At 51.5% G+C, this 26,332-nt stretch carries 26 protein-coding genes and 1 tRNA gene; 13 read left to right on the top strand and 14 right to left on the bottom strand.

All coding sequences use genetic code 11. From position 1 onward, the window contains the following. Positions 1-20 precede the first annotated feature (20 nt). Genes HFN16_RS13585 through HFN16_RS13575 form a run of 3 tightly spaced genes read right to left on the bottom strand, consistent with a single transcriptional unit; the run spans position 21 to position 3,776 of the window. On the bottom strand, positions 21-671 hold the full coding sequence (locus HFN16_RS13585; protein WP_168891271.1) for a DUF4254 domain-containing protein: 651 nt from the start codon (positions 669-671) through the stop codon (positions 21-23). Then, the gene (locus HFN16_RS13580) at positions 664-1,953 is read right to left on the bottom strand and encodes an MltA domain-containing protein (protein WP_247648342.1); all 1,290 of its coding nucleotides are present in this window, start codon (positions 1,951-1,953) and stop codon (positions 664-666) included. Before HFN16_RS13580 ends, HFN16_RS13585 begins: the two co-directional genes overlap by 8 nt. Before the next feature lie 59 nt (positions 1,954-2,012). After that, entirely contained in the window at positions 2,013-3,776 is a 1,764-nt protein-coding gene (locus HFN16_RS13575) for an ARMT1-like domain-containing protein (protein WP_168891269.1), read from the bottom strand. 295 nt (positions 3,777-4,071) lie between these two features. On the opposite strand from HFN16_RS13575, the gene HFN16_RS13570 reads away from it, so the two are divergent. Both HFN16_RS13570 and flgM read left to right on the top strand, forming a co-directional pair. Continuing rightward, positions 4,072-4,482 (top strand): DVU0524 family FlgM-associated protein, encoded by a 411-nt coding sequence (locus HFN16_RS13570; protein ID WP_210772196.1) that lies wholly within the window; start codon positions 4,072-4,074, stop codon positions 4,480-4,482. 29 nt (positions 4,483-4,511) lie between these two features. Next, a complete protein-coding gene (flgM, locus tag HFN16_RS13565; protein WP_168891267.1) occupies positions 4,512-4,823 on the top strand; it encodes a flagellar biosynthesis anti-sigma factor FlgM in 312 nt (103 codons plus the stop codon). A gap of 23 nt (positions 4,824-4,846) precedes the next feature. Here the strand turns inward: flgM and fliW are convergent, their stop codons facing one another. The 11 genes from fliW to flgF all read right to left on the bottom strand — a co-directional run bounded on the left by fliW (position 4,847) and on the right by flgF (position 15,244). Beyond that, positions 4,847-5,263, bottom strand: coding sequence for a flagellar assembly protein FliW (gene fliW / locus HFN16_RS13560; RefSeq protein WP_247648507.1), 417 nt, complete (start codon positions 5,261-5,263; stop codon positions 4,847-4,849). Further along, a complete protein-coding gene (gene csrA / locus HFN16_RS13555) occupies positions 5,263-5,505 on the bottom strand; it encodes a carbon storage regulator CsrA (RefSeq protein ID WP_168891265.1) in 243 nt (80 codons plus the stop codon). The genes fliW and csrA overlap by 1 nt, the downstream gene beginning before the upstream one ends. A 99-nt stretch (positions 5,506-5,604) precedes the next feature. Continuing rightward, positions 5,605-7,266, bottom strand: coding sequence for a flagellar hook-associated protein FlgL (gene flgL / locus HFN16_RS13550; protein ID WP_168891264.1), 1,662 nt, complete (start codon positions 7,264-7,266; stop codon positions 5,605-5,607). Positions 7,267-7,281: 15 nt separating this feature from the next. Continuing rightward, a complete protein-coding gene (gene flgK / locus HFN16_RS13545; protein ID WP_168891263.1) occupies positions 7,282-9,417 on the bottom strand; it encodes a flagellar hook-associated protein FlgK in 2,136 nt (711 codons plus the stop codon). Further along, on the bottom strand, positions 9,418-9,897 hold the full coding sequence (gene flgN / locus HFN16_RS13540; RefSeq protein WP_168891262.1) for a flagellar export chaperone FlgN: 480 nt from the start codon (positions 9,895-9,897) through the stop codon (positions 9,418-9,420). It abuts the gene before it with no gap. A 77-nt stretch (positions 9,898-9,974) separates the two neighbouring features. After that, entirely contained in the window at positions 9,975-10,709 is a 735-nt protein-coding gene (locus HFN16_RS13535; RefSeq protein WP_168891261.1) for a rod-binding protein, read from the bottom strand. Continuing rightward, the gene (locus HFN16_RS13530; protein WP_210772195.1) at positions 10,709-11,854 is read right to left on the bottom strand and encodes a flagellar basal body P-ring protein FlgI; all 1,146 of its coding nucleotides are present in this window, start codon (positions 11,852-11,854) and stop codon (positions 10,709-10,711) included. Before HFN16_RS13530 ends, HFN16_RS13535 begins: the two co-directional genes overlap by 1 nt. A gap of 47 nt (positions 11,855-11,901) precedes the next feature. Then, a complete protein-coding gene (locus HFN16_RS13525) occupies positions 11,902-12,609 on the bottom strand; it encodes a flagellar basal body L-ring protein FlgH (RefSeq protein WP_168891260.1) in 708 nt (235 codons plus the stop codon). A gap of 15 nt (positions 12,610-12,624) precedes the next feature. Continuing rightward, the gene (gene flgA, locus HFN16_RS13520; protein ID WP_247648341.1) at positions 12,625-13,602 is read right to left on the bottom strand and encodes a flagellar basal body P-ring formation chaperone FlgA; all 978 of its coding nucleotides are present in this window, start codon (positions 13,600-13,602) and stop codon (positions 12,625-12,627) included. Positions 13,603-13,667: 65 nt separating this feature from the next. After that, positions 13,668-14,450, bottom strand: a complete 783-nt coding sequence (gene flgG, locus HFN16_RS13515; RefSeq protein ID WP_168891258.1) for a flagellar basal-body rod protein FlgG — start codon at positions 14,448-14,450, stop codon at positions 13,668-13,670. A 17-nt stretch (positions 14,451-14,467) separates the two neighbouring features. After that, positions 14,468-15,244: a flagellar basal-body rod protein FlgF gene (gene flgF, locus HFN16_RS13510; RefSeq protein ID WP_168891257.1), complete on the bottom strand. Its 777-nt coding sequence runs from the start codon at positions 15,242-15,244 to the stop codon at positions 14,468-14,470. 149 nt (positions 15,245-15,393) lie between these two features. On the opposite strand from flgF, the gene HFN16_RS13505 reads away from it, so the two are divergent. The 11 genes from HFN16_RS13505 to pnp all read left to right on the top strand — a co-directional run bounded on the left by HFN16_RS13505 (position 15,394) and on the right by pnp (position 26,186). After that, positions 15,394-15,469 (top strand) — tRNA-Gly (locus tag HFN16_RS13505). A gap of 89 nt (positions 15,470-15,558) precedes the next feature. After that, positions 15,559-16,017 carry a ribosome maturation factor RimP gene (gene rimP, locus HFN16_RS13500; protein ID WP_168891256.1) on the top strand — a complete coding sequence of 153 codons (459 nt, stop codon included), beginning with the start codon at positions 15,559-15,561 and terminating at the stop codon, positions 16,015-16,017. Between the two features lie 86 nt (positions 16,018-16,103). Continuing rightward, positions 16,104-17,471: a transcription termination factor NusA gene (gene nusA / locus HFN16_RS13495; RefSeq protein ID WP_210772194.1), complete on the top strand. Its 1,368-nt coding sequence runs from the start codon at positions 16,104-16,106 to the stop codon at positions 17,469-17,471. Positions 17,472-17,506: 35 nt separating this feature from the next. Beyond that, the gene (locus HFN16_RS13490) at positions 17,507-17,746 is read left to right on the top strand and encodes a DUF448 domain-containing protein (protein ID WP_168891255.1); all 240 of its coding nucleotides are present in this window, start codon (positions 17,507-17,509) and stop codon (positions 17,744-17,746) included. Then, positions 17,743-20,676, top strand: coding sequence for a translation initiation factor IF-2 (gene infB / locus HFN16_RS13485; protein WP_168891254.1), 2,934 nt, complete (start codon positions 17,743-17,745; stop codon positions 20,674-20,676). Before HFN16_RS13490 ends, infB begins: the two co-directional genes overlap by 4 nt. Positions 20,677-20,803: 127 nt before the next feature. Then, positions 20,804-21,097 carry a DUF503 domain-containing protein gene (locus HFN16_RS13480; RefSeq protein WP_168891253.1) on the top strand — a complete coding sequence of 98 codons (294 nt, stop codon included), beginning with the start codon at positions 20,804-20,806 and terminating at the stop codon, positions 21,095-21,097. Positions 21,098-21,163: 66 nt separating this feature from the next. Continuing rightward, a complete protein-coding gene (rbfA, locus tag HFN16_RS13475; protein WP_168891252.1) occupies positions 21,164-21,505 on the top strand; it encodes a 30S ribosome-binding factor RbfA in 342 nt (113 codons plus the stop codon). Further along, positions 21,480-22,448, top strand: coding sequence for a bifunctional oligoribonuclease/PAP phosphatase NrnA (locus HFN16_RS13470; protein ID WP_168891251.1), 969 nt, complete (start codon positions 21,480-21,482; stop codon positions 22,446-22,448). The genes rbfA and HFN16_RS13470 overlap by 26 nt, the downstream gene beginning before the upstream one ends. Further along, a complete protein-coding gene (truB, locus tag HFN16_RS13465; RefSeq protein ID WP_168891250.1) occupies positions 22,449-23,390 on the top strand; it encodes a tRNA pseudouridine(55) synthase TruB in 942 nt (313 codons plus the stop codon). It begins immediately after the preceding gene. 62 nt (positions 23,391-23,452) lie between these two features. After that, positions 23,453-23,722 (top strand): 30S ribosomal protein S15, encoded by a 270-nt coding sequence (rpsO, locus tag HFN16_RS13460; RefSeq protein ID WP_168891249.1) that lies wholly within the window; start codon positions 23,453-23,455, stop codon positions 23,720-23,722. A gap of 244 nt (positions 23,723-23,966) precedes the next feature. Continuing rightward, positions 23,967-26,186, top strand: coding sequence for a polyribonucleotide nucleotidyltransferase (gene pnp, locus HFN16_RS13455; RefSeq protein ID WP_168891248.1), 2,220 nt, complete (start codon positions 23,967-23,969; stop codon positions 26,184-26,186). Positions 26,187-26,332 lie beyond the last annotated feature (146 nt).

The raw sequence follows: 26,332 nt of genomic DNA, 5'->3' as shown, positions 1-26,332 counted from the left end.
TGGGGACTCTCCTTCCCTGACTATTTCTTGTTTTTATACAGCTCGGGGTTCAGGCTGGGATCATTGTACATCTTGAACTGAAAGTAGACCTTGGGCTTTTTGGTGCCTTCGGCATACTCATCGATGAGTTCGTGAATGGCTCGGCCGAGGTCTTCATGCTGCTGCTGCAAAGTAACGACTTTGGCATCACACTGGTCGATGTGGGCCTGATCAACATCCTTCCGGCGGCACTGCTCTTTCATGTGATAAATCTTGAGAGCCTGAATGGACAGACGATCAAGTGCTGCACCAACAGTCTCTGTGTTATAGCGCTCGGCAGCATCAGCAGGCAGAAGAGGAGCAAGCATGCCAATGAGACATTCATCAACTCGCTCAATAAGGTCATTACGCTTTTGATTGAGCTGGTCGATTTCATACTTGCACTGAGCAATAATATTGGCGTCCACATCCTTGAGACGGGCTCGATCCTCAACATGCCACAGCTGGAAATTAGTCCAATGCTGACGCCCGATGAGTTCGCGCAGGCCGCTCACACCAGCCAAATCGTTTGCCGGTTCACCTTCATCGTCATACACGGGACTGCCAAAGTGCCAGTCAGTCACAGAACGCATCTGATGATTAATAGCGTCCTGAATCGTTTCCTTGATCTTGTCGTATGTAATATCAGCCATTGATAAGAGCTTCTTTGCTTATAAGGAGATACACGGTGGCCTCGGTCATTATATTATTGGCGACGGGCTCCACCTCATTCCCTTCACCTATGTAATAGTCGAGTCGCGGCCCGCGAATAGCAGTGCCGGTATCCTGTGCCAGGCCAATGCCTGCCACAGTGCGCTTGCCTACAGGCCTGCCGTTCTGAGCTTCAGGAATTTCTGCCTCAAACGCGAGCAGGCTGCCAAGCGGCAGGAGCTTACGGTCTGTAGCCAGCGAAACCATCGGCGTCAACGGCTTTCCAATTGTCCCTTCAGGGGGAGCGTCTTCCAAACGGAAAAAAACATAGCTGCGATTCTCGGCCATCAACTGAAACATCTTTTCGGGATGTTTGGAAAAATACTGACGAACATGCTCCTTGGAAAGCTTCCCTTTAGGCAAGAGACCTTTCGAATGAAGAATTCGTCCAAGACTACGGAAGCCATGTCCGTTTTTGGCTCCGTACAGCACATTTCGCGATGAGCCATCAGGAAGGCGCAACCGCCCCGCTCCTTCAACCTGCATATAAAAAACATCAATGGGATCTTTAGCCCAAGCGATCTCCAGACCACGTCCAGCCAGCACACCACGAACATCAACATCACCACGCTCGTAGTACGATCTCACTTTCCCCTTCTCCACGCGATAAAAACGCTTTATACCGCGCACACGACCATATCGGAGATCGCCGGGAACGCCATAAATGGGGAACTCATAACCTGGCTGTCGAGTTAAACTAGCCTCAATTTCAGGAGTATAATACCCAGTCATCAGAGGCTTTTTATTCATGCCGTACCAAACGAAGCGGTTAGCGAGCAGCTCTGGATGTTCATCCAGATGAGGCAATAGATCGAGGAATTCAGAAAGACTCTTAACTACCTGTGCCCATGTGATGGACATACCTGGCCGAGCCAATGCAGGTTCCCCCTGTGGCATATTCAAAGCATACTCAAGGCTACGCTGTACCGGACTTTCCAATGCAGTCCAAGACGAAAGCCCCTGGCTCTTCAGATCGAGACGAGTCGTATTAAGACGCCCCTCGTCATTATTCAACGGGAAAAAGAGATCGCAGACAGGCAACACCTCTGGCTCACGAACAGGACGAAGCGTCAGCCCTTTGGTGATACCTGGCTGACAAAGCCCAATCACTCGGTCTTTCTGTTCCTTTTCTGGTGGGGCCTCGGCCGTACCACGAAAGACGCTGGTGTCCTTCATACAGGCTGTCAATCCCACAAGACAGAATGCTAAAAGGAGCAGTTTCATCAACCGCCCCTGTTTCTTAATCTTTTGCGCTTTCATTTCCCGCTTAAGTAAAATCTGATTTATCCGCATGAATCAATCGCTACATCACAGAACTTACCAACGCCGTATTCCCGTCTACGGAAAAACTTTTCCGGGCTGGGACTAATGATCTGAAGTTCCGGGTAAGACTTCTGCACATCAAGGGCGATATGCATTTCCTTGGTACAACCAGTGGAATACGTGGCATCTTTGCCCGTCCAGACAGGAGGCACCTTTTTACCCAACAACTCGAAGCTCTTTTCAATATCGAAATGCGTCTGAAAACGCCAGACATTGATATAACCACTACGCTGAACTTTCTCCCACATGAACATGAGATCGTCAGCATCCATACCTTCCTCAAAATGTTCACCAGGGTTGATGATATACACGTCATCAAGCTGTTCACGCAGATGATTGACATAGGTAGTAATTACTTCGATTGCCACCTTGGTTTGCCCCGGCACACTGCCAATGATGCCAGAATAGAACATGACAGTCTTGCCTTCATGGCGGGCGGCACGCATCTCTGCAATGATCTCATCAGCCTTTAGTGAAATATATCGTTCGCTAAACGTATATACCGACTCAGGTTTAGGACGATAGTTTAAGACAAATTCTCCTTCGTCATTACGATAGAAACTGACAATATCGCGAGTAAAATTATGACTCGTTTCCACAAGTCTCTTATGAATCGTCCTGCCCTTGGCCATTATTAGGTCACACTCTTTCCATGCACGAGCAAAAGTCACAGAGCATCTATAAGGATTAAACTTCTCACGAGTGCCATCAGAGATAACAACAAACCTATGTTGCCTCATGATGGACAACAACTCGTTTTTGGACAGACGATCTTCACTCACAAAATGAGCACCATTGAACTGTTCGGCCAATTCCGGATCACTATCCCGGTCCCAAAAGGTCGGATACTCGAAGAAAAAACCTTCCTTGAGCGCCATAATGACCCGATGCCCAAGGCGAAGTAGAGCTTTTACCACCTGAAGATCGAAAATCAGTCCACCTGCTCGATTAGGGATGTAAAGAATACGCTTGGAATCTTCACTATCCTTACCCAGTGTCTCATATACATCTGAGAACAAGTCATTGCTCTCACGAATTTCACCATCAATATCTACTTTTTGTAGTGCATTTTCATCAAACGACTCTGGAGACCAATTATCTGTAATCGTAGAGATACGCATAAGCCGTTCCACTTCCAACATATCAAGCTTATGACGCAGGTCATCTATACGCTCACAAGTCTCAGTAGGATCATAACACTTATTAACCATTGAATCGAAGGTGTCCCCTGCAACCACTTTGACAGCTCGTCGATTCAGCGCCCTGCGAATATCTCGATAAGGATCATCAATACCACTCTGCGTCATAAAAATAGTAATGAGCCGTTTCATGAGTCTTGACGGAATGAGAATGGGGGACGCAAGAGTCATACGAAACTTATGGCGAGCAAGCTGAATGAAACGACTAGCTTGTTCCCGATCTGAACAGAAATTGCGAGTGAGGGCGATAAAAGTCTTCCACTGACGCAGATAGTCCTGCAGCAATTCATTGGGCAACCCTTCTTCCAGCAACATGCGGAACATTTTATCTGAACAGGGAGCATAAAACTCGCCCTCTTCAAGAGCCATCATGAATCTAAGCTGCTCCATGGAGCCATTTTTATCAGGATCAATGGTATACTCGAGATGATTCTCCGTCATAAGATGGAGCAGCAACGCATCCAAAGAGACGTCGAGGCCGTAACGAATATCCAGAACCGAGTCGAAATTGCGGTCAAAACCCATGCGATTCTCCACCATAAAAAGAGACAAAACGCTCTTCCTCAATTATATTGGGAGGCTGGCAAAGGCGGGAAAAACACCCCACCTCTATCCTCATCATAAAGCGACTAAATGAAAACTTTCCGCTTCGCTAGACTAGGCTCTTTTTTTATTTAAAAAACCAAAAACATTCAACCTTTTTCAAAATCACTCACATCCGCCCTTTGATAAAAATCACCATTTCTAGATTTTTTTAACATTTCACCCTAAAGTTAATTTGAAGGATGTCGATCATATCAATCAAGGAAGGATTAATACTGTGAAGACTCAATCGGCCAATGTGAGAACCATGCTGCGCACCTATGGAAAGCAGCTGACGAGTGCAAAGCGTCTTGCACGCTTTCGCCAAGCCATGGGAGCATCGCCGCCGTTGGACGATGTCGCCAAGCAGGCCAAGCGTCGTCAAATGGTTGAGCGCATTGCGCACGAGGTCATTGAAAACCTGATCGTCAACGCGGAGCATACGCCCGTTGTCGCCGCCATCCTGAGACAGATGGAGGAGGAATTCCAGTCCCGGTTTGTTTTTGAATATCCGGTAGACGGAAGAGACGTTCAGATATTAAAGGAGACACAGCAAGGGGCGCAGGAAATTACTGGAGCCGAGAGGGCTAAGGTGATGCGCAGACTGTGGGAGATAACACTGTCAAAGGTTGATGCAACAATGCTTTGATAGTCCCGAAAAATTCGGGAGGGAAGACTATGGTTATCAGAAACATTGTAGGGGACCAGCACCCTTACGCTAACAAGAAGATCGATGGCAACCGCCCTGCCGATCAGGCAAAGAAGGTCCAGGAGTCAACCTCCGAAAAGGGATCCAGCGCTGATCGAGTGGTTTTATCTTCTGAAGCCAGATTGCGGGGAGCCTCCCTGCAAACGGCCAAGGAAGCGCCAGACGTTCGCCGTGAAAAGATTGAACGCCTCAAGCAGCAGGTCAAGGCCGGTACTTACCAGCCTGATGTAAAGAAGGCCGCAGCGAATCTTATCCGCGACGACCTCCAACTTCTTGTATAGTGAAAGAAGGCTGACCCGACTAACTAGCGATCAATCGGATTGAAGTGGGTAGGATACCCAGCTTCGGTTTGTGGAACCTGGACACCAATCCTCGACTTGTGGTTGATGACAATCGGCCCCTGAAGATTGAGGGTGGTGTTTTCAGGTTTGTTTTGTGGAATGGTCACTGTGACCAGTATGGCCAACTGCTTGATATTCTCTATCTTCAGTGTCTTACGATCCATTTTTTCCAGCTTCACGTCATATTCATCCATGAAGGCATAAGGATCGGCCACAAGCAGCCCGAGCCCGGGGTCTGTAACGCACTGCAAAAGCAGAAACGGAGAGCCCTCTGTCACACTCAACAACACGAATTCGCGCTTATCCTCGAGACCTATGAGACCACGAGGGAAGTACACAATTCCGTCCGGGCTGATATCGCGCTCGCCCAGCCTCGTCATTATTTTTTGAGTTCTTTCTTTTCCCATAGCACAGCCGCCGCGAGCAGGTCTTGCTGGCTAGTTTCCAGCGCCTGCTTGTTCTGTTCCTTGATCTTCAAATACACCTCTTCCCGATAGACAGTCATGTCTTCGGGGACATCCAGACCGATTTTTATCTGCTTCCCCTGAACGCTCAGGATCTTCAGCTTGATATTATCGCCTAGATAGAGGCTTTCTCCCGGTCTCCGGGTCAGTATCAGCATGTTGCCACCAATCGTTACGGCTTGCGGTCCGCATCTGTGCGAATCCCCTAGAAAGCCGACTACATCACGTTTCGTTCCAAGTCCAGTACGTTAGGAAAATTAAATAAACTTGCCGAGGTTCAGTTGCATGATCATGGAAGTGGACCGAAGCACAGACTCATACACAATCTGCTGTTGAGCCAAATCGGTCATAAGTTCACTCACATCCGCATCCTCAATGGAACTAACCAAAGTTTCCTCGTTGAGCTTGAGTCCATCGACAATTGTCTCACCAACATCAAGACGACTTTCACGACCACCGACATCGGCGACCCGATTCATGATATGCTCCTGGGCCAGGACAAGATTACCCAAAGCCTGCTGCACACCTGTCTGATTGTTCGTCTCGGTAAACGCTACCAGATTGCCCATCACTTCGAACAGATTCTTGGACACTTCGTCCTGTCCCTGAATCGTGATAGACATCTTAGGAGCACCATTGGAATGGAATACTCGTCCAGCATTGGAACTCCCCAATGTCAGTATTTCACCATCGGCAGCGAGAACGGAATCAGGATCCATATAGATGCCACCAAAGATTTCCTTACCGACATCATTTACACGGACACGCTCACTAGAAGAAATATCCAATTCGATATCCGAAGAACGGGGACGAATAACAAACTGTTGCCCAGGTTGTAAGTAATTTGACCCGTTGGAACTCAATGTCAGAATACCACCATTGGCGACACCAAGAATTGAGGCATTAGAAGAAGAGTCGGCCTGAGCCACATTACCTGTCACCCAGTTGATACCGCCATCGAGAGAATAGGAATACTCAATATCTTCATCCATCCGAACCTGGGACGAATTGTCAATACGAACCGTGACATTGGTGCTCAAAAATTCACCAGATGCGGAAGCGGAAACTGAAGTGCTACCTGTACCAAGCTTATCTACCAACGGTGGTGGATCATCGTCATCACCCATGTATTGTACTGCCGGCCTGATCCACATCCAAGTACCATCGGCCACTTCAGGATCGTTGGGATCATTGTTCTTTACAGTTGCATCACTATGGAAATCCACACTGGTTCCGCTTTGTGGGAGAGAAAGTGTTCCCCGCCCCCCTGAGAAACTCATGGAACCGTCAGTAAGCCAGGTGTCACCGCCGTCAATGGAATACCGCACACCGGCATTGGAAAGATTCATATCACCACCAACAGCAACTGTACCCGTCTCATCAACAAACTGGACAAGAACAGTCTTCTTGGCTGAACCGTTAACTGTAAAGTCAACCGAACTGCCAAAGTTCTCGTCATTGGTGGTCAGCCACATGGTTTCCTGAAAAGCCGGCGCATCAGTCTTATGGCCGGAAAAGACGGTGTTGCCCTCAAACTTGGTATTGGACAGACCAACCAGCTGCTCGAAAAGGCTTCGCAGTTCATAACTGATCTGCTCACGGTTGTTCTCATCCACAGTACCAGTGGCAGCCTGAGTCGCCAGTTCCTTGGCACGAGTCAAGATAGTGGAAACCTGCATCAAGGATTCGTCAGCACTCTTCAGCCAGCCCTTGGCAGTGGAGATATTCTCCTTATATTGCTCCAAAGAACGAATGGTATCACGATGATCGAGAATACGGGTCATTCCAGTTGGATCATCACTAGGCTTATTTATTCGCTTCTGCGTCTGAGCCTTAACGTTGAGATCCATCAACGATGTGAGCGAGGTATTCAGGTTGAAGACGTACCTGTTAAAAAGCATCTGCTGGGTTACGCGCATATTCCACCTCTCCCCTTATGGCTTCAACGACAAGATGGTTTGCAGCATCTGGTCCGCGGTAGTGATCAGCTTGGCCGCTGCCGTATAGGATGCCTGGTACTTGATGAGATCACTCATCTCTTCATCAAGGTTGACGCCCGAGACCTGCTGCTGTCTCTCATCAAGATCATTGGACAGGGTCTTGTAGAAATTCTGATTGAACTCTGCACGATTGGTATCTGTACCAACATTACCCACCAACCCATTGTAGTAATCCAGCAAAGTAGTTTGCGTAGTACCTTCGGTCAGCGTGGATATGGTAACATCGACTTCACGCAGCTCATACATGGATAACGCAGTAGTGTTATCACCAGAGTTAATTTCACCAGCTCCGTTCACATGCCCAGTGGCCAGGTAGTCAAGATCGCCTGAGACCTTCTCGTTTACCAACATATCCTGTGGAGAAGAGCCCTTAAAGAACGTATTGAGCCCAAGCCCTGCATACAGCCCGGCACTATCGGTTCCAAATGCGAAGGAGTATCCGCTCTCAGCCTCAAGGTGCAGCTTGTTATTCACGATAGTGGCAGAGATCATACCGGGATAAGTGTTATTGAAAGCATCCCGAACATCTTCCAGCGTGTGAGTCACAGGATTGAAGGTTGCCCCACCGCCAAAGTCCAGAGCTGCGCCAGAGGTCATCAAACCGGTGGACTCGTTGTAAACGTACATGAAAGAGCTACCAGACTGGAGCTTACTGCCAAACGCGAGGCCTGTAGAATCCGAGCCCAGAGCCTTGGTCATATCCGAGACCTGGTAGGTACCTTCGGTAACTTGGAAAGTCTGAAGCCCTGCACCCTGGCTGTGCCTGCGGTTGGTTTCCCAGATAATCCCTTCGGCAAGCTTCTCGAGCTTTTCACGGTACTTACCAACGTAGTTATCTCGGAAGGTTAGCATGGCTGTGATGCTACCGCCAGTAAGACGTCTGGTGTTCTCTTCACCATTAAAATGCAGCTGAGGTGTAATGTTTTCCTTATGGGAAGTGTTCTCCACCCAGTAGACACTTTGGTGCGGGCTAATAATGAAACGATCACCATCCTGAAACTCGCCAGTGGGCGACCCCTTCGAGCTGGCATTACTACCGAACCAGATTTGAAGCCCTTCAACATTGACGCGAGAATCATAATCTCGGGCATAAAAGAGCTTCTCATTACCTGATTCGTCTGTAAGCCAGGTCACTCCACCATCCATGGAAACACGGAACTGAGCTGAACTGGAATCGGAAGTAACCAAACCGGCAGCAGTGGTACCTGAACTGGAGTTAACAAACTCAATCGTATACTCGAAGTCATCATTGCCACTGAAGTAAATCTCTCCGGCAAAAGTAGATCCGGGACGTAAATCGGTGGTGGTTTCAGGAGCGTTAAACTCAAGAGCAAAGTGACTAACGCCATCCACCAGCGTATGCCCAGCCTTGGTCAGGATAGTAAAATTTCCACCACCATTGTCGATGGTCTTAATATCCATGAGTTCGCCAAGCTCTCGAACCTTGCGACCACGCTCATCAAGAAGCGTATTTGCATTATTCTGCCCCTCAATGTGGTGCACCTGAATTTCTTTGTTCAGGTCAGCAATCTCGACCATAAGCGTATTGGCCTGATCGATCTGAGAATCAACTGTAGAGTTGATACGCTGCTGCATGAGAGAAAGGTCGGTGTCGACCTGCTTGAGGGTTGAAATCAAAGTAGCTGCATCGTTAACTACTGACTGCCGAGAGCCGTAGTTATCAGGATGTTGGCTAACTTCGTTCCAGGAATTGAAATACTGAGACAAGGTGTTACTGACACCAGTACCACTTGATTCGTTGAGCAGATTTTCAACACTCTTGAGCTGTTCCCAAAGGTTGCCCCACTTGTCGGAGAGAGACTTCTGTTCAAGATACAAAGCCTCAACCATATCATCAAAGTTACGGGTAACTTCTTTGGCTTTAACACCTGTGCCGAGCTGACCAGGAGAGTAATCAATGTACGGGCCTTCCTCCAGCGTCACAGAGCGACGTGCATAGCCTTCGGTATTAACATTGGAAATGTTTTGACCGGTGACCTGCAGTTGGACCTGTGAAGCGAACAGGGCCCAGCGGCCCATGTCGAGAATGGAGTTGGCGCCGAAGGACATTTAGAGCCTCCCGGTCAGGAGCCGCGCACTGTTAGCGGCCTTAGCATAACGTCCTGCTGCGGAGTATGCATGATTGTTCTTGGGCTTGATCTGATTGTGCATAAATTCCAACAAGCTCTTGCTCTGATCAAAAAGAGCCATAGCCATCTCATTATTCTTGGAAGCCTGCACACCGCACTTCTGCTCGGTCTCATCAAGCATGGAAATCATTTGTTCAAAACTCTCGCGAGTTTGTTCGTCCATTACTGGATAAAGTTCACTCACACGCTGCGCCCCTTCAACGACCTTGCCGACCATGCGACGCAGGGAAGCACGTTCAACGGCTATCTGACGCATGAGTTCCTGAATAGAAAGCTCAATCTGGGAAACGCTTTGAGGATTGGAACTCATCAGACGGGTAAATTCTTCCTCCAACAGAATGAAAAGCAACATTATCGCCTTGTTCTGCCGGACCAAATTTTCCTCTATGAGACGGATCATACTGTCACCTTTTCCGCTGCAACTTGTTGATTTTACGAACTAATCAGTCTTTATCGTCTCTTAATGAAACTTGAGACTCATCCATTTTTTGCAAGTTTCTGGCCAACTTGCATATTAGGTTCTAAATCATATGCATTCTTTGCAGCAGCCGGAGCTGTTCCCAATAATCCAGCCTTGATTCGGTCTGCTTCCAAGCGACGAGCGAGCTCCTCAATCCGGGCTTTCACATCCACGTCGCTCATGGGCAAGGTGGAAGAATTGGCCGTCGCAACTCCTGCTGCATTATCACCGCTGGATACAACCCCAGAAACCTGAGTGTCGACAGCCTCATCTGCTCCCCAGTCTTCCAGAGTCATTCCCTCAGTAGGATTCAAAGGGATAGGCCCACGACGAGCGAGTTCTATAGGCTGGTCAGCCAAAGGCTTGATCTCTGCAGCTCCAGACAAAGTGTCACGGCTTGTCTGCTTGAGTTTCTGACTAAGTTGATCATAGATCATGTCCGCCAAGCCAATACCGCCTGCTCGAGACATCTTCTCGGCAAATTCGCGATCAAACATGGACATGTACTGCTCTTCCTGCTTGGAATGCAGGTACCCTTCTTTGGGTACAGTAGACTTCATGCCCTGCCATATCTTGGAGATAAACACGGCTTCAAAGTCCTGACACGCCTTGCGCAGTTCCTTTTCGTTGTCGCCAGAGTTCCCCGAAAGGCGCTCCTTTAGACCATCCATTTCCTGCTTGAAACGAACGATATCGCGGGTATCCGTTGCCTGCTTGGCCAATAAGCCGGGATCGACTCCATTACTAATCATTAGATCACCTCCACCTCGGCATGCAGGGAACCTGCAGCCTTGAGAGCACGAATGATTGATATGAGATCACGAGGAGCCGCACCAATGGCATTGAGACCATCTACCAATTCCTGGAGGGTCGCACCTTCCATCAACATAAGCGGCTTATTTTGTTCGTTGATAGCCAAGTCGGTTTCAGGCGTAACTACCGTGGTACCGTCAGAGAAAGGACCAGGCTGACTTACATCTTGAGACTCAGAGATAACGATCTGCAAGTTACCGTGTGCAACTGCCACCTTGGACAACCGGACGTCCTGACCAAGAACAACAGTACCGGTCTTTTCATCCACAATCACACGAGCCTTGCCATCAGGCGAAATATCCAGATTTTCGAGAGACGCCATCAGCGGGACCATGTTTCCGCGAAACTGATCAGGAAGAGCTAACTCAATGGTAGAGATATCCTTAGCAGTTGCGTAATCACCACCCATGGATGCATTGATTTTGTTAACGACCTGCATGGTGGTACCAAAATCACGTACGGACAGGTTTACGGTCATATTGTGCTGACTATTAAACTTGAAGGGAACACCACGTTCCACAACAGCACCACCGGGGATGCGGCCAACTGTCGGAATATTCTTCTGAGCTGATGCAGCCTCACCGGAAGTAGCAAAACCACCAATCGTCAGAGAGCCCTGTGCTACGGCATATACGCGGCCATCCAAACCTTTCAAAGGCGTAACCAGCAAGATACCGCCAAGCAGGCTTTTGGCATCACCTAAGGAAGAAACCGTGATATCGATCTTGGATCCTGGACGGGATGATACAGGCATCTTGGCCGTAACCATTACCGCGGCCACGTTTTTAGGCTTCAAGTTGTCAGGATCCGCCTCTACCCCCATCTTTTCCAACATGTTGGACATGGAACGAAGGGTAAAGGTCGAAGAAGTGCCATCACCAGTTCCGGCCAGACCGACAACAAGGCCATACCCAACCAGTTCATTGTGACGAACACCACTAAAACTGGCGATATCCTTAAGCCGTGCTGCCGAAGCATCAACGGGCTTAAAGATTGAAAACGCCAAGGCAAAGACGATGACGATCGCAATCGCCGCTGTCATTCCAGACCTGTGAAACGCTTCTCGTTGCTGGTTCATGTTCATGACCTTGTCTCCTGCAACCATTCTAATACCTATTAGTTATGCCGCCCTTAGAAGGGGAAAATGTTATCCAGTATCCGGCTCAACCAACCGGGACGCTGCTTATCTGCCAAAACTCCCTGGCCATAAATCTCGATCTGAGCTTCCGCCAGTTTGGTCGAGGGAATAGAGTTGTCGGAAGAAATGTCACGCTGACGAATCAGGCCACGAACCACCAGGAACTGAGTCTCATGATTTACGCGAATCCGACGAGCGCCTTCGACCTGCAAAAGATTGCCAGGCAATCTACGCACGATACGAGTGGCCACTGTCGCTTCAAAGGTGGTTTCCTGCTTGGTTTCACCATTGCCGGAAAATTCAGAGGACTGTGAAGCGCCGATACTGGTACCAGCCTTGGCCCCCAGCGTTCCAGCCAAGGGAATGCTGCCCACAAGACCAGTCTCAGGCATGGCGGTAACCGAAGTGGCGATTGTGTTTTCCTTGTCAGCTGTGGTCTCAGACTTCAGCTTGGTATTGGCTGTCTCAGAGACTTTCACCATGACGATATCACCTACTCGGGTGGCGCGATTATCGTCATAAAGAAATTCGGAGCGATTAGTGTCATACAACGAACCTGGATTCGCAGCAGGATCCTGTTCCTCATAAACAGGTGGCGTCAGGATGGGCATGGGCTGCTCCTCATACTTCGGAGCGCACCCTGTCAGGGAAACGACGCCCAGAAGAATGGCTGACAAAGCAATCAATAAATGCCGTAACATGACGTAACTCCTTAACTATTTAACAACTACTGTGTCGTCTGCCACTACGGTGGCCAACACTGTTCTCTGACTTTGCAAATTACGAACCGACACCTGTTGTCCAATTTCAGCTTCAGCCAAAGCCTCGGCCTTGATTGACAACTGAATGCGCTTATTCTTGTAGACCAGAGTCACTCGCTCTCCCTTTTCAATGGGTGGGATTCGTTCGACATGACTACGAGTAAACGCTTGGCCGCGGCCCAATGTACGGGCCATGCGCCATGGTCCACCAGTGCCGTCCCACAGCTCGGGGTTATATGCGAGGTTAACTCGTTTGAATGTCACCTTGTCATTGGTCACTCGCTCGAACCGATTAAGAGGCCTGCTCGCAACGGGTACTGCCTTCCACACATTAAGGAACACGCTGCCTGCCTTGGTTGAACGAACCCTTCCATCTGTCGAACGAGCCTTTAAGCGGACAATATTGCGACCAGCGCGAATATCATCACCTAATTCGATGACAAGCTGGTCAGTGGCGTTCTTAAAGAAAAAGTGCATGGGCAGCTTAAGATTCTTAAATTCAACATCACCACCCAAGTCCTTGGCGCGGGGTGTCAAAAAAGCGACAACCCGTGCTCGGAGTTCCTGAGCGGTGATAACCGCACCGCCAGTCTGAACTGTTAACTGGTTGGGCAAGACCAGATTATTGGCCATCCCCCCCATGTAATATTTGAATATTTTCCTAAGGTTTTCCTGATCTGCTGTGACAGGGCGCCCTAATTTCTTGGAAGCCTTCCACAACTTGATTTTGGCAAGTGATTGCCAAGTTCTATCATCCACCCCAGGCAAAGGGTCGGCGATCTCGCCAAGCAAGACATAAGGTCCCTGCACGCAGGCTGCGCTCTTAACCATAAGGCGCCAGTTGTTCCCGGCCTCAGACGCTGCGCCAATGAAAGACGCAGTACCCAAGACAAGAACCATTGCCAGCGCCAACACGCACAAAACGGTCCCCATAATATTAGATGTCCTGCTTGACATGACTCCACCCTTCCCTCGCAACAGGTTGTTAATCCAACCCATTAGCGCTTAATATTGATAGCAGTCTGCAACATGGTGTCAGAAGTGGTGATCGCCTTGGAGTTGATTTCATAAGCACGCTGCCCAACAATCAGACCGACCATTTCATCTACCATTTCAACGTTTGAACCTTCGAGAAATCCCTGAGCAATAGTACCGTAGTTCTCGTCACCAGGAGTACCGGCTACAGGGGCACCAGAAGCCTCGCTTTCACGATAGAAGTTACTGCCAACAGCAGTAAGACCAGCGTTATTCTGGAAGCGATAAAGCTGGATATCGGCTGAAGCCAAGGCAGTCCCGTCCTTATCCAAAGCGGAGATATTACCGGTTTCAGTCACCACCACGGACACGGTTTCAGCTGGCACTGTGAACTCAGGCTGCACAATATGGCCATCAGCAGTGACCATACGACCTTCATTGTCGAGCTTGAATGAACCTGCACGCGTATAAACGTCCTCGCCATTCCTATCGACCAAGAAGAAACCTTCGCCTTCGATGGCCATATCCAGAGAGTTTCCAGTGTTCTGGAAATCACCTTGGGTGAAGAACTTGTGCACGGAAGTGGGACGCACACCCATACCGACCTGCATGCCGACTGGGAGGCGGTTCCCTGCTTGGTTTTCTGCACCTGCAATCTGCAATGTCTGGTACATCAGGTCTTCGAATTCAGCTCGGCTTTTTTTGAAAGCCGTGGTGTTCACGTTGGCCAGGTTGTTTGACAAAGTGTCAATGTGGGTCTGCATGGCAACCATACCGGTCGCGGCAGTCCAAAGTGAGCGCATCATAATAATTATCCTCCGGATTATCCGTTAGGTCTTGCCAATCTCATGATCATATTTCTATCGAGCTGGTCAGTTCCCTGAAGCATCTTGGAATACATGGTGAAAGAACGTTGAGTTTCAATCATGGACACCATCTCGGTGACGACCTCAACATTACTTTTTTCCAAGAATCCCTGAGTGACTGTCAGGTCCTGAGCTGGCTGCGCGGCGGCTCCCTCAGGAGCGGCGTAAAGCGTACCGCCCAAGCGTTCCAAGCGACCAAGCTCTTCAAAAGTTACCAAATCGAAATTACCAACAGCTGCTCCATTGACCGACACATTACCTCCAGGCCCCACTTCCAAGCGGGCCCCGGCAGGAACCGTCAAAGGACCGCCATCAACAAGGACAGGATGACCCTGCTGGGTTACAAGAGTGCCGTTGACATCAACCACGAAATTCCCGGCGCGCGTATATAGCGTGCCTTCAGGGGCTTGAACCGTAAAAAGACCTTCACCATTCAAGGCAAAGTCCATCTGGTTGCCCGTTTTCTGAAGCCCGCCTTGCGTGAAGTCCACCGCCTGCTCGGAAAGGCGCGGTTTCGCCATAATGTTGGGATCTGGGAACATATCCTTGTCACGAAGGTATGTTTTCGTCGTCACAACATTATCATGTGCGAAGCGTGTAAAGACGTCATGGAACGCCAAAGTATCCTTTTTAAATGACGTCGTATTAACATTCGCCAAATTATTGGCGATGCTTGCCATCTTCATTTCATTGGATAAAGCACCGAATAACGCGCTTAAACTGCTATCTCGCATAGTGCGGACCTCCTGTTCGCCAAGGCTTGTTGCACCATGCATGCCAACTTGCTAGGATGGACCTACGGCACAACATGAATCATAAATCCAAAGCACCCGCTCACTTGTTGACATTCCATTCTAATGTGTATAAATAGGCTCGTTTCCAAGCGGGTGTAACTCAATTGGTAGAGTGTCAGCTTCCCAAGCTGAAAGTAGCGGGTTCGACCCCCGTCACCCGCTCCAAGGCCTTTCGCGGGCCGGATTTATTCGGCTTTGCGGGGTTCGCGTAGGTGAGCTCGGGCTCGCCTTTTTTATTTTTTGGAGATTAAAACATGCGCCAGACATTTGAAGAGAAATTGACCGAACTCATCCGCCCTGAAGTGGAAGGACTCGGCTGCACCCTGTGGGGGCTGACCGCGCCCACCAAGGGCAACAAGCGCATAGTAAGGATATATATTGAGGGTGAAGGTGGCGCCACCATTGACAAATGCGCCAAGGTAAGTCGCCAGGTCGGTCTGATGCTGGAAGTAGAAGATATCATCCCGAGTGCCTTTACTCTTGAGGTATCATCTCCCGGTTTAGACCGTCGCTTCTTCTCCGTCGAACAGATGGAAAGCTACGTGGGTAAGAAGATTACTGCCCATGCATACGAAGCAGTGGAAGGACGCCGCAAATTCACCGGAGAACTCAAGGGCATAGACAATGACAGCTTTACTCTTGAAATCGACGGTGAAGACGAGACCCTTTACTGGACCGACCTCAGAGATGTTCGGTTAGTATACGAATTTTAGTTTTATCGCGTGGTAGCACATTAGTTAACAGCACTCCCCCGCTGGCGGTGCCAAGCCGCGAAACTAGGGGGAGCGGAGGTTAGATCATGTCGGAGCTGAAAAAAGCCATCGACCAGATTAGCAAAGATAGGGGCATCGACCGCGACCTGCTTATCGATACCTTGGAAGAAGCCGTACGTTCCGCAGTCGCTCGCAAGTACGGTGAAACCATGGACATCGAAGTCGCCTTCAACGAAGATAACGGCGAAATCGAAGTATTCGAGTTCAAGGTTGTCGTGGAAGACGTACACGATCCCATCAGCGAAATTTCCCTGGAAGACGCCCAGGAACACGATCCCAATGCCCGCATTGACGACGAGATGGGCTTCCCGGTCAAGGTCGAAGACCTTGGTCGTATTGCCGCCCAGTCTGCCAAGCAGGTGATCATTCAGCGCATGCGTGATGCAGAGCAGGAAATCATCTACGAGGAGTACAAGGACCGCGTGGGCGAAATCTCCAGTGGTATCATTCAGCGCCGTGACCGCACCGGCTGGATCATCAACCTCGGACGTACCGAGGCCCTCCTGCCAAAAGACGAGCAGATTCCCAGAGAACGTTACAAGCGTGGCGACCGCGTCCAGGCTTACATCGTCGATGTTCTTAAAGAATCGCGTGGGCCGCAGGTCGTGGTTTCCCGCTCTCACCCTGATTACATGGTGGAGCTGTTCAAGCGCGAAGTGCCCGAAGTGGCCGACGGAACCGTCAAGATCATGGGCGTTGCCCGCGACGCAGGACTCCGTGCCAAAGTCGCTGTAATGTCCCGCGATCGCGACGTGGACCCCGTCGGCGCATGTGTCGGCATCCGCGGTTCCCGCATCCAAAACGTGGTGCAGGAACTCAAGGGCGAGCGCATTGACATCGTGGTTTGGAGCCCGGACATCGCTATGTACGCCCAGCACGCCCTCTCCCCTGCTGTGATCTCTCGCATCACCGTCGATGAGGAAGAGGAAGCACTGGAAGTAGTATGTCCTGACGATCAGCTGACCCTGGCCATCGGCCGCAAAGGTCAGAACGTCAAGCTGGCTGCCAAACTGCTTGGTTGGAAGATCGACATTTTCACCCAGTCCCGTTACGGCGAACTTAACGCCGACCGTCAGGGCATGGATCAGATCGCCAGCGTGGCAGAAGTCGCCATGGACAAGTTCTTCGCTGCCGGATTCAACACTATCGAATCCATCACCGAGGCCACCGACGAGGAACTCCTCGCTGTTGACGGCCTGACCGAGTCCAAAATCGCCGACATGCGTGTCGCCATCAACATGCTGATTCCCGGTGACGCTACTGTGGAAGAATCTGTTGAGGAGACCGAAGAGGCCATCGAAACTCCGGTGGTCGAAGAAGAAGTGGTTGAAGAAACCACTGAAGCAACTAAAGAAGAATCCGAAACTCCCGCCGATGGCGAGGAGGAAGAATAGACGCCGGTAGGACGGCGCCCACGGGCGATACGGTTATGAAAAATGAACCTGTTCGCATGTGCGTCGTCTGCCGTGAAAGGCACCCTAAAAGGGAGCTCTCACGGTACGTGTGTCCGGATACATTGAAGGAACTGGAAACGGACGGTCCGGTTCACGACCCGGAAATGAATATGCCGGGTAGAGGTTTTTACGTATGCGTCCAGACCCGTTGCCGGGAGATATTCCCGAAAATGATCAAGGGTCTGATAAAGAAACGCAAGGGGGTTTTTAAATGACCGCAAAGGTTCGGGTAGAAGACTTGGCTGCTGAGCTTGGAATCAGCAACAAGGAAATTATTCAACAGCTTCGTGAAATCGGGATTCAGGCCAAAAGCCAGAAAACCGTTCTTGAAGCCGAGGATGTGGACCGCCTTAAGGCGGAGATGAAGACTACTGGCGGAAAGAAAGAAGTCCGCCGAGTGACTAGCACCGGTGTCGTTGTACGACGCAGGCGCAAGAAACCAGCGCAGGCCGAGGCAGAAGCCCCGGTTGCAGCAGAAGAAACGGCCGAGGCTCCGTCCGAAGTCGAGGCTGAACCAGTGCAGGAAGCTCCCGCCCCGAAAGTGGAAGAAATGCCTGTGGAAGCTCCCGCTGAGGCAGCTGCCCCCGTAGCTGAAGCGGAGAAAGCTGAAAAGAAGCCAGCTAAAAAAGCGGCCAAACCGGCTGCGCCCAAGATTAAGATCATCAAGCCTGTCGTCGAAGAAAAGCCCGAGCCCGAGGTCGAAGTGGCCCCGGTAGTGGAAGCTGTGGCAGATGAGGCCGCCCCCGAACCCGCGCCTGAAAAAGCCGAAGCTCCTGTAGAAGCAAAGCCCGTCGAGAAGAAGGAAGAGGCAAAGGCTGAAGCCAAAGCCAAACCTCAAAAGGACAAGCCTGCTTCCGAAAAGAAGGCAGAGGCGAAGAAGCCCGTAGCCAAGGAAGAGCCCAAGGCTGAAGCTGACGACAAGAAAAAGAAAAAGAAAAAGAAAAAGGAGCCTGAAGCTCCTAAGGTTCGCATTATTTCTATGCCTGATCCGGCTGAGGTGAAAGCTCGTGAAGAAGCCAAAGCCATGTCTCAGCCTGCTCGTCGCAACGGTCGCCCCGGCGACGGTCGCCCAGGCGGAGGTCGTCCCGGCGGAGGTCGTCCCGGCGGAGGTCGTCCCGGCGATGGTCGTCCTGGTGGCGGTCGTCCTGGTGGAGGTCGTCCTGCAGGCGGAGGCCGTCCTGGTATGCCTGCAACTCAGCCGCCCATGCCTGATGGTCGCAGCAAGAAGAAGAAAGGCAAAAAAGATCGTCGCGTAGTCGAATTCGGCAACCGCAACGATAAGAACCAGTTTGATGAAGCCTTTGGCGGCAAAAAAGGCCGCAAGAGGAAGGGACGCAAAGGCGGCCAGCAGCATTCTCAGCAGCCTCAGGCTGCACCCATGAAGCAGGCAAAGCGCAAGATTAAGTTCGACGAGGCCATTCGCCTCTCTGACATGGCTCACCAGATGGGTACCAAAGCTCAGGACCTGATCAAGGCTCTGTTCGCCATGGGCGTTATGGCCACCATCAACCAGTCCCTCGACCTCGACACAGCCTCTCTGCTCGCTAGCGAGTTCGGTTACGAAGTCGAAAACGTCTCCTTCGATGAGCAGGAATTCCTCGCTCCCACGCAGGCAGACAAAGATGAAGATCTCAAGCCCCGTCCGCCGGTCGTCACCATCATGGGTCACGTTGACCACGGTAAGACCTCCCTGTTGGATGCTATCCGTCTCTCAAACGTCACTGACGGCGAGGCTGGCGGCATCACCCAGCACATTGGTGCATACCACGTGCAGACCGCTCGCGGCGAAATCGTGTTCCTGGACACCCCTGGTCACGAAGCTTTTACCACCATGCGCATGCGCGGTGCACAGGTGACCGATATCGTCATCCTGGTTGTTGCTGCCGATGATGGTGTTATGGACCAGACCCGTGAAGCTATCAGCCACTCCAAGGCTGCAGGTGTTCCCATTGTGGTCGCGGTCAACAAAATGGATAAAGAAGGCGCTAACCCCGATAACGTCAAGCGAGAGCTGGCCGAACTGGAACTCGTCCCTGAAGATTGGGGCGGCGACACTATCTTCGCCCACGTATCCGCTAAACAGAAGACCGGTCTCGACGAACTGCTCGAAATGGTTCTGCTCCAGGCGGAAGTTCTGGAACTCAAGGCCAACCCGGACAAGCACGCTAGCGGCCATATCGTCGAAGCTCGCTTGGACAAAGGCCGTGGTCCTGTGGGGACCATGCTCATCTCCGAGGGCACCATCAACCAAGGCGACTCCTTCGTCTGTGGTGTGCACTACGGTAGAGTTCGTGCCATGTTCAACGATCAGGGCAAGAAGCTTAAGACCGCTGGTCCGGCCATGCCTGTTGAAATTCAAGGCTTTGACGGCCTGCCTGAAGCCGGTGATGAACTGTTCGTTGTCGGTGAGGAAAAGATGGCTCGCCGTATCGCCCAGTCTCGTGCCATGAAGCAGCGTGAGAAAATCCTCTCCGCCAAGTCCAAGGTCACCCTGGAGTCCTTCCTGGCCTCCAAGCCCGATGACAAGGCTCAGGATCTCAACCTCGTGCTCAAAGCAGACGTACAGGGCTCCCTGGAAGCTGTCACAGAAGCTCTTCACAAGCTCTCTACCAACGAAGTCAAGATCAACGTTGTTCACGGCGGCGCCGGTGCAATTACTGAATCCGACATCTTGCTGGCCAGCGCATCAGACGCCATTATCATCGGCTTCAACGTGCGTCCGAACCTGAAGGTCAAGGAGACCGCTGAGCACGAAGGCGTTGAAGTCCGCTTCTACGACATCATCTACAAGCTGGTGCAGGAAGTTAAGGACGCAATGTCTGGCATGCTTGCTCCGGACATCGAAGAAGTCTACCTCGGCCAAGCCGAAGTACGTGAGACCTTCTCCGTACCCAAGGTCGGCATCATTGCAGGTTGCTTCGTCCCCGATGGCAAAATCACACGCAACTGTCAGGTTCGCCTGCTCCGCGACGGTGTTGTTATTTACACCGGTTCCGTCTCCTCCCTGCGCCGCATGAAGGACGACGTTAAGGAAGTAGCCAAGGGCTTCGAATGCGGTATCGGACTCGAGAAGTTCAACGACATCAAGGTCGGCGATGCCATCGAAGCATTCGAAACCAAGGAAGTCGCCAGAACGATCGACTAAAAAGGCCGGCTTTACGTGCAGCCTTTTGAATCCTATAGCGCCGCAGGTGCTAGGACTAAATAGATAAAACAGGTGGGCGATCCATTGCTTTGTGGGTCGCCCGCCTTATTTAAGGTTAAGTTGTAGTATGATAATAGGCGTATTGACTCTCGAATTCAGGCTTCACGGCAACCGCTCCCTAAAAGGCAAGCGTAAGGTCGCCCAGAGTCTGAAACAGAAACTCAGAAACAAGTTTAACATCGCAGTCTCCGAGGTTGATGCCATGGATGTACACGACAAGCTTGTGTTGGGTGTAGTTACTAACGCCAATGAAATACAACGGGTAGAAAGCCGTCTCTCCAAAGCTCTGGCTATGGTTGAAGCCATCTCCCCTGCCGAATTGACTCACTGCAACACAGAAATTTTCAGCGATAGCGACTAACTATATTTTTAATTCCAACCCGCACAATGCGTAATGCAACGTGGGTTTCATAAAAGGTACATAACTATGAAAGCATCATCTTCCCGCCGCGCCGTTCGCATGGGCGACCAGATCATGCGTGAGGTTGGCACCCTCTTGGTGGAGGAAGCCCAGGATCCTCGTCTGCAACTCGTAACCTTGTCCGGCGTGCGCATGAACGCAAACCTTCGCATTGCGGAAATCTTCTACACTGTTTCTGGTGACGAAGAACACCGCAAGGAAGTTCAAACTGGATTGGAAAAGGCTGCAGGCTTTCTGCGGTCCCGTCTCAGCAGAAACCTGAAGCTTCAGTACGCCCCTGAACTGCGATTCATTTTCGACGATTTTCTCGAGGACGTGGTCTATGGAAAGCCCAATTCGACTGATTAGCGAAATCCTGCAGAGCGAGGACGATTTTCTCGTTGCTTCGCACTACAACCCGGATGGAGATGCTATCGGGTCCACCTGCGCTATGGGTCACATCCTTTCAGCGTTGGGCAAAAAGTACGTACTGTACAATCCTTCTGGCGTACCGAATCGATACGACTTTGTGAACAAGCCAACTTCGGTGACGAACACTCTGCCAGAGATTATGCCCAAGTGGACCATCGTACTCGATTGCGGCGCTAAAGATCGAATCGGGGACGCATTGATGGAACGCATTGATGAGTCGCGTATCATCGACATTGACCATCATATCGGCAATGGTGATTACGGCGAAGCCAACTGGGTTGATGTCCGTCAACCAGCCGTGGGCACCATGGTGGCAGAGTTGGCTCAAGAACTGAATGTTCCTCTTGTTGGAGGGTTGGCCGAGTGTATTTATCTCGCAATAGCCACTGACACTGGGTTCTTCACCTATGGTTCCACGACACCTGAATCCCTCGAATTGGCCGCACACATGCTGCGTCACGGCTTAGATATGGCCACTATGAACAAGCTCATCACCAAACAATGGAGTGAAGAGCGTATGCGCCTTTGGACAGAGGTAATGGACAGCGTTGAATTGTATGCAGAAAAGAAGATCGCCCTTGGGGCCATCACTGCCGACATGTTTGCACGCACCGGAACCACTTCCGAAGACACTGAAAACATTATCAACTTCATCCGCCGTCTCAAGACTGTACGCGTTGCAACTATTCTGCGAGAGGAAAGTTTGAATAACTATAAGTTCAGCCTGCGCTCTTACGGCGAAGACAATGTCCAGCGTATCGCTGCCCGATTTGGCGGAGGCGGTCATAAAAACGCCTCCGGCGGTAGTATCGAAGCTCCGCTGGAAGAAGCTAAAACCATGCTGGTGGACGTTATTAGGGATGAATTGGGTATCGAGTAAATGGGACGCAGAAAAAGAAAACGTAGTAAAGAGCAGCAGGACGGCGTCCTGGTGCTCAACAAGCCGTCCGGCCCGACTTCGGCGGACTGCCTAAATGACATAAAGCACCAGCTCAAGCAGTTCAAAATTGGCCATGCCGGAACTCTTGATCCCATGGCTTCCGGCGTGCTGCTGGTTATGCTCGGCAATGGTACCAAGCTCGGCCCGTATTTGACTGGCGCGACCAAAACCTATACTGGTACCTTTAAGCTAGGGATTACGACTGACACCCTTGATATTCAAGGAGAAGTAGTCTCTGAAGCCGAAGTGACCGCATCTGCTGAAGATGTCAAACGTGAAATTTTGTATTGGAAAGAGTTGACAGAGCAGGAAGTTCCTGCCTATTCGGCTGCCAAACATAAGGGTAAACCGCTGTATGCTCTGGCCCGTGCGGGCGAGGAAATACCGGTCAAAATTAAGCCCATTGTTATTTCTCATGTGGAAGTGCTGGACGTGCGAATGCCCGAGGCATCGTTCAGGGTCAGTTGTTCCGCCGGTACCTACATACGTTCCCTGGTCCACAGCTTGGGGACACGAATGGGGTGCGGTGCGGTGCTGACCAGCCTGAACCGTGAGCAGAGCGAGCCTTTTGGACTCGATCAGGCTCATAATCTCGCAGACGTCTTGGAGAGTCCGGAATCTTTTTCGGACAAGGTAATCCCGCTTCGGGATACCCTCCCTCACTGGCCCCGCTTTCAATTGACTGAAGCACTGACAGGACTCGTGAAGAACGGGGCCTGGTTGCCGGTCAATGAAGAATCCGGGGAATTGCTCAGCGGAGAGCTTGGCGATCAAGCAATGTTGCTCGATCCTGAAGGTAATCCGCTTGCACTGGTGGAGGCAAAACTCCAGGACAACCGACCCAAGTGGTCGATCCTGCGTGGTCTTTGGGGACAGGACTAGCCTGTCTCGGACGCACGAAAAGCAAACATATACAACAACCCCTAAAGTAGGAGGATACTGCTGTGGTTATGACTGCTGAAGACAAGCAGAAGATTATCGACGAGTACAAGACCTGTGAAGGTGACACCGGCTCCCCTGAGGTTCAGGTTGCACTGCTTACCGCACGCATCCAGTACCTTGCAGACCACTTCAAGACCCACAAGAAGGATCACCACTCCCGCACCGGTCTTCTGAAGCTGGTTGGTCAGCGCCGCAAACTTCTCAAGTACCTGGCGAACAAGGACATCCAGCGCTACCGTGACCTGATTGGTCGCCTCGGCCTGCGCAAGTAGTTCTTTGACACGATAGTTTCTCGGGGGAGGCGTAAGCTTCCCCCGACCCTTTTACTACCACTCCCTGCGGCGGAGCCGTCTTTTTCACTGCTCCCCCACATGCCCCTCAAGCGACGAGCTTAGTTGGCTGCGGAAAGCGTTTTTGAGCGCCTATTCTCAAGAGTTCTTCCCCAAGCCGGCTAACCCCTACATTCGAGGGTCATACGCAGGTAGTGGTTCATCTATTACATCATAGGAGAACTCTATGACTATGATTCCCTTCGACTCCACCAGCGTCACTGCGAACGTTGGCGGCATCGACATTACCATCGAAACCGGAAAGTACGCTCGTCAGGCCAGCGGTGCCGTGACCATTTCTTCCGGTAACACCGAAGTGCTGGTCACCGCCGTGACCCAGCCGCTGGAAATTGACCGCGGCTTCTTCCCGCTGACCTGTAACTACCAGGAAATGGCTTACGCAGCCGGTCGCGTTCCGGGCAACTACTTCCGCCGTGAAGGTCGCCCCTCCGAGCACGAGACTCTGGTCTCCCGCCTGATCGACCGTCCCATCCGCCCGCTGTTCGCCGACGGTTTCGCTGACGAAGTGCAGATCATCGCCACCGTCCTGTCCGCTGACAAGAACGTCAACCCGGACGTCCTGGCCCTGACTGGTGCTTCTGCAGCCTGCCACATCTCCAAGATGCCTTTCCTCGGCCCCATCGTTGGTGCCCGCGTAGGTTACGTGAACAATGAATTCGTTCTCTACCCCACTTACAAGGGTATGAACGAAGACTCTACCCTCAACCTGGTCTTCGCCGCTACCCGCGACGCTATGGTCATGGTTGAAGGTGGCGCTCAGTTTGTCTCCGAAGACATCATTGCCGACGCTCTGGCCTGGGGTCACGAGCAGGTTGCTCCGCTCTTCGACATTCAGGACGAACTCCGCGAGAAGGTCGGTGTGCCCAAGCTGGAAGTGGAAGCTTCCAAGCAGGACGAAGAACTCGTCGAATTCCTCGGCGACTTCATCACCGAAGACCTCGAAAAAGCACTGACCACTCCCGAAAAGATGGTCCGCTACGCTGCCAAAGACGCTGCGAAGAAGAAGGCCAAAGAAGCCGTTGCTGAAAAATTCCCCGAAGACGAAGCCAAGCTCAAGGCTGTTGGTGATGTCATCGGTTCCATGACCAAAAAGATCGTGCGCAAGCGCATTGTTGAAGAAGGTCTGCGTATCGACGGTCGTGACACCACCACCGTTCGTCCGCTTTCCATCGAGACCGGCCTGCTGTCCCAGACTCACGGCTCCGTTCTCTTCCGCCGCGGTGAGACTTCCGCTCTGGCTGTCGCCACTCTCGGCTCCACCCGTGATGAGCAGCGTTACGACTCCCTGCTCGGTGACGCCACCAAGCGCTTCATGCTGCACTACAACTTCCCGCCGTACTGCGTCGGTGAAGCTCGTATGCTGCGTGGAACCTCCCGTCGCGAAGTCGGTCACGGCGCCCTTGCCGAACGCGCTATCTCCCCGGTTCTCCCGAGCCAGGAAGACTTCCCGTTCACCATCCGCGTTGTCTCCGAGATCATGGAGTCCAACGGTTCCTCTTCCATGGCCTCCGTTTGCGGCGCCACCCTGTCCCTGATGGACGCAGGCGTGCCCATCTCTGAGCCTGTTGCCGGTATCGCAATGGGACTCTGCAAGGAAGGCGAAGACTACTTCATCCTCACTGACATCCTCGGTGACGAAGATGCTCTCGGCGACATGGACTTCAAGGTTGCTGGTACCAAGGACGGCATCACCGCTATCCAGATGGACATCAAGATCGCTGGTATCCCCCAGGACGTTCTGAAGAAGGCTCTTTACCAGGCCAAGGACGCTCGTACCCATATCCTCGACCACATGTGTGAGGAACTGGCTGCACCGCGCGAAAATCTGTCCGAGCTCGCTCCGCAGATGGACGTGGTTCACATCGATCCCGACAAGATCCGTTCCGTTATCGGACCCGGCGGCAAGAACATCAAGGCTATCACTGCTGAGACTGAAGCCGACATCGACATCGAAGATTCCGGTAAGATCTCCATCTTCGCCCCGACCATGGCATCCATGGAAAAGGCACGCGAAATGGTCCTCTACTACGACCAGAAGCCTGAACCCGGCAAGAACTACAAGGGCATCGTCCGCAAGATTCTCGAAGTGGGTGCTCTTGTCGAAATCCTGCCCGGTCAGGAAGGCATGCTTCACATCTCCCAGCTCGACTTCGAACGTGTTGAGCGTGTGGAAGATGTTGTTCAGCTCGGTCAGGAAGTCATGGTCAAGTGCATCGCACTGGAGCCCGGCGGACGCATCCGCCTCTCCCGTAAGGCTTGGCTGATGGAAGAAGCTGGCCAGGAAGTGAACCTCGACGACTTCAAGCGCCCCGCTCCTCGCGGCGGTGACCGTGGCGGACGCCGTGATAATCGCGGTGGCCGTGGCGGCCGAGGTGGCCGTCGCTAGACGCCTCCCCACTAAGTAAATCTCGCCCGGTTCGGCTTTCGCTGAACCGGGCGTTTTTTTGTTTCTGACTACCAATCAAGCACTCGCCACACCCGATTTCCTCCTGTTTTACGTGGAAAGTGGACAAAAACTGTTGGGGAGTGATA

It is taken from the genome of Pseudodesulfovibrio sp. zrk46 (assembly GCF_012516435.1).
Taxonomy (GTDB): Bacteria; Desulfobacterota; Desulfovibrionia; order Desulfovibrionales; family Desulfovibrionaceae; genus Pseudodesulfovibrio.
The sequence above is the reverse complement of the archived record's forward strand: the minus strand, read 5'-3'. Positions and strand labels throughout refer to the sequence as shown.

Excerpts from the sequence above, each read along its gene's own strand:
- HFN16_RS13585 (WP_168891271.1), bottom strand. The coding sequence starts at position 671 with ATGGCTGATATTACATACGACAAGATCAAGGAAACGATTCAGGACGCT.
- HFN16_RS13580 (WP_247648342.1), bottom strand. The coding sequence starts at position 1,953 with ATGAAACTGCTCCTTTTAGCATTCTGTCTTGTGGGATTGACAGCCTGT.
- HFN16_RS13575 (WP_168891269.1), bottom strand. The coding sequence starts at position 3,776 with ATGGGTTTTGACCGCAATTTCGACTCGGTTCTGGATATTCGTTACGGC.
- flgM (WP_168891267.1), top strand. The coding sequence starts at position 4,512 with ATGGTTATCAGAAACATTGTAGGGGACCAGCACCCTTACGCTAACAAG.
- fliW (WP_247648507.1), bottom strand. The coding sequence starts at position 5,263 with ATGACGAGGCTGGGCGAGCGCGATATCAGCCCGGACGGAATTGTGTAC.
- csrA (WP_168891265.1), bottom strand. The coding sequence starts at position 5,505 with ATGCTGATACTGACCCGGAGACCGGGAGAAAGCCTCTATCTAGGCGAT.
- flgL (WP_168891264.1), bottom strand. The coding sequence starts at position 7,266 with ATGCGCGTAACCCAGCAGATGCTTTTTAACAGGTACGTCTTCAACCTG.
- flgK (WP_168891263.1), bottom strand. The coding sequence starts at position 9,417 with ATGTCCTTCGGCGCCAACTCCATTCTCGACATGGGCCGCTGGGCCCTG.
- flgN (WP_168891262.1), bottom strand. The coding sequence starts at position 9,897 with ATGATCCGTCTCATAGAGGAAAATTTGGTCCGGCAGAACAAGGCGATA.
- HFN16_RS13535 (WP_168891261.1), bottom strand. The coding sequence starts at position 10,709 with ATGATTAGTAATGGAGTCGATCCCGGCTTATTGGCCAAGCAGGCAACG.
- HFN16_RS13530 (WP_210772195.1), bottom strand. The coding sequence starts at position 11,854 with ATGAACATGAACCAGCAACGAGAAGCGTTTCACAGGTCTGGAATGACA.
- HFN16_RS13525 (WP_168891260.1), bottom strand. The coding sequence starts at position 12,609 with ATGTTACGGCATTTATTGATTGCTTTGTCAGCCATTCTTCTGGGCGTC.
- flgA (WP_247648341.1), bottom strand. The coding sequence starts at position 13,602 with ATGGGGACCGTTTTGTGCGTGTTGGCGCTGGCAATGGTTCTTGTCTTG.
- flgG (WP_168891258.1), bottom strand. The coding sequence starts at position 14,450 with ATGATGCGCTCACTTTGGACTGCCGCGACCGGTATGGTTGCCATGCAG.
- flgF (WP_168891257.1), bottom strand. The coding sequence starts at position 15,244 with ATGCGAGATAGCAGTTTAAGCGCGTTATTCGGTGCTTTATCCAATGAA.
- rimP (WP_168891256.1), top strand. The coding sequence starts at position 15,559 with ATGCGCCAGACATTTGAAGAGAAATTGACCGAACTCATCCGCCCTGAA.
- nusA (WP_210772194.1), top strand. The coding sequence starts at position 16,104 with ATGTCGGAGCTGAAAAAAGCCATCGACCAGATTAGCAAAGATAGGGGC.
- HFN16_RS13490 (WP_168891255.1), top strand. The coding sequence starts at position 17,507 with ATGAAAAATGAACCTGTTCGCATGTGCGTCGTCTGCCGTGAAAGGCAC.
- infB (WP_168891254.1), top strand. The coding sequence starts at position 17,743 with ATGACCGCAAAGGTTCGGGTAGAAGACTTGGCTGCTGAGCTTGGAATC.
- HFN16_RS13480 (WP_168891253.1), top strand. The coding sequence starts at position 20,804 with ATGATAATAGGCGTATTGACTCTCGAATTCAGGCTTCACGGCAACCGC.
- rbfA (WP_168891252.1), top strand. The coding sequence starts at position 21,164 with ATGAAAGCATCATCTTCCCGCCGCGCCGTTCGCATGGGCGACCAGATC.
- HFN16_RS13470 (WP_168891251.1), top strand. The coding sequence starts at position 21,480 with ATGGAAAGCCCAATTCGACTGATTAGCGAAATCCTGCAGAGCGAGGAC.
- truB (WP_168891250.1), top strand. The coding sequence starts at position 22,449 with ATGGGACGCAGAAAAAGAAAACGTAGTAAAGAGCAGCAGGACGGCGTC.
- pnp (WP_168891248.1), top strand. The coding sequence starts at position 23,967 with ATGACTATGATTCCCTTCGACTCCACCAGCGTCACTGCGAACGTTGGC.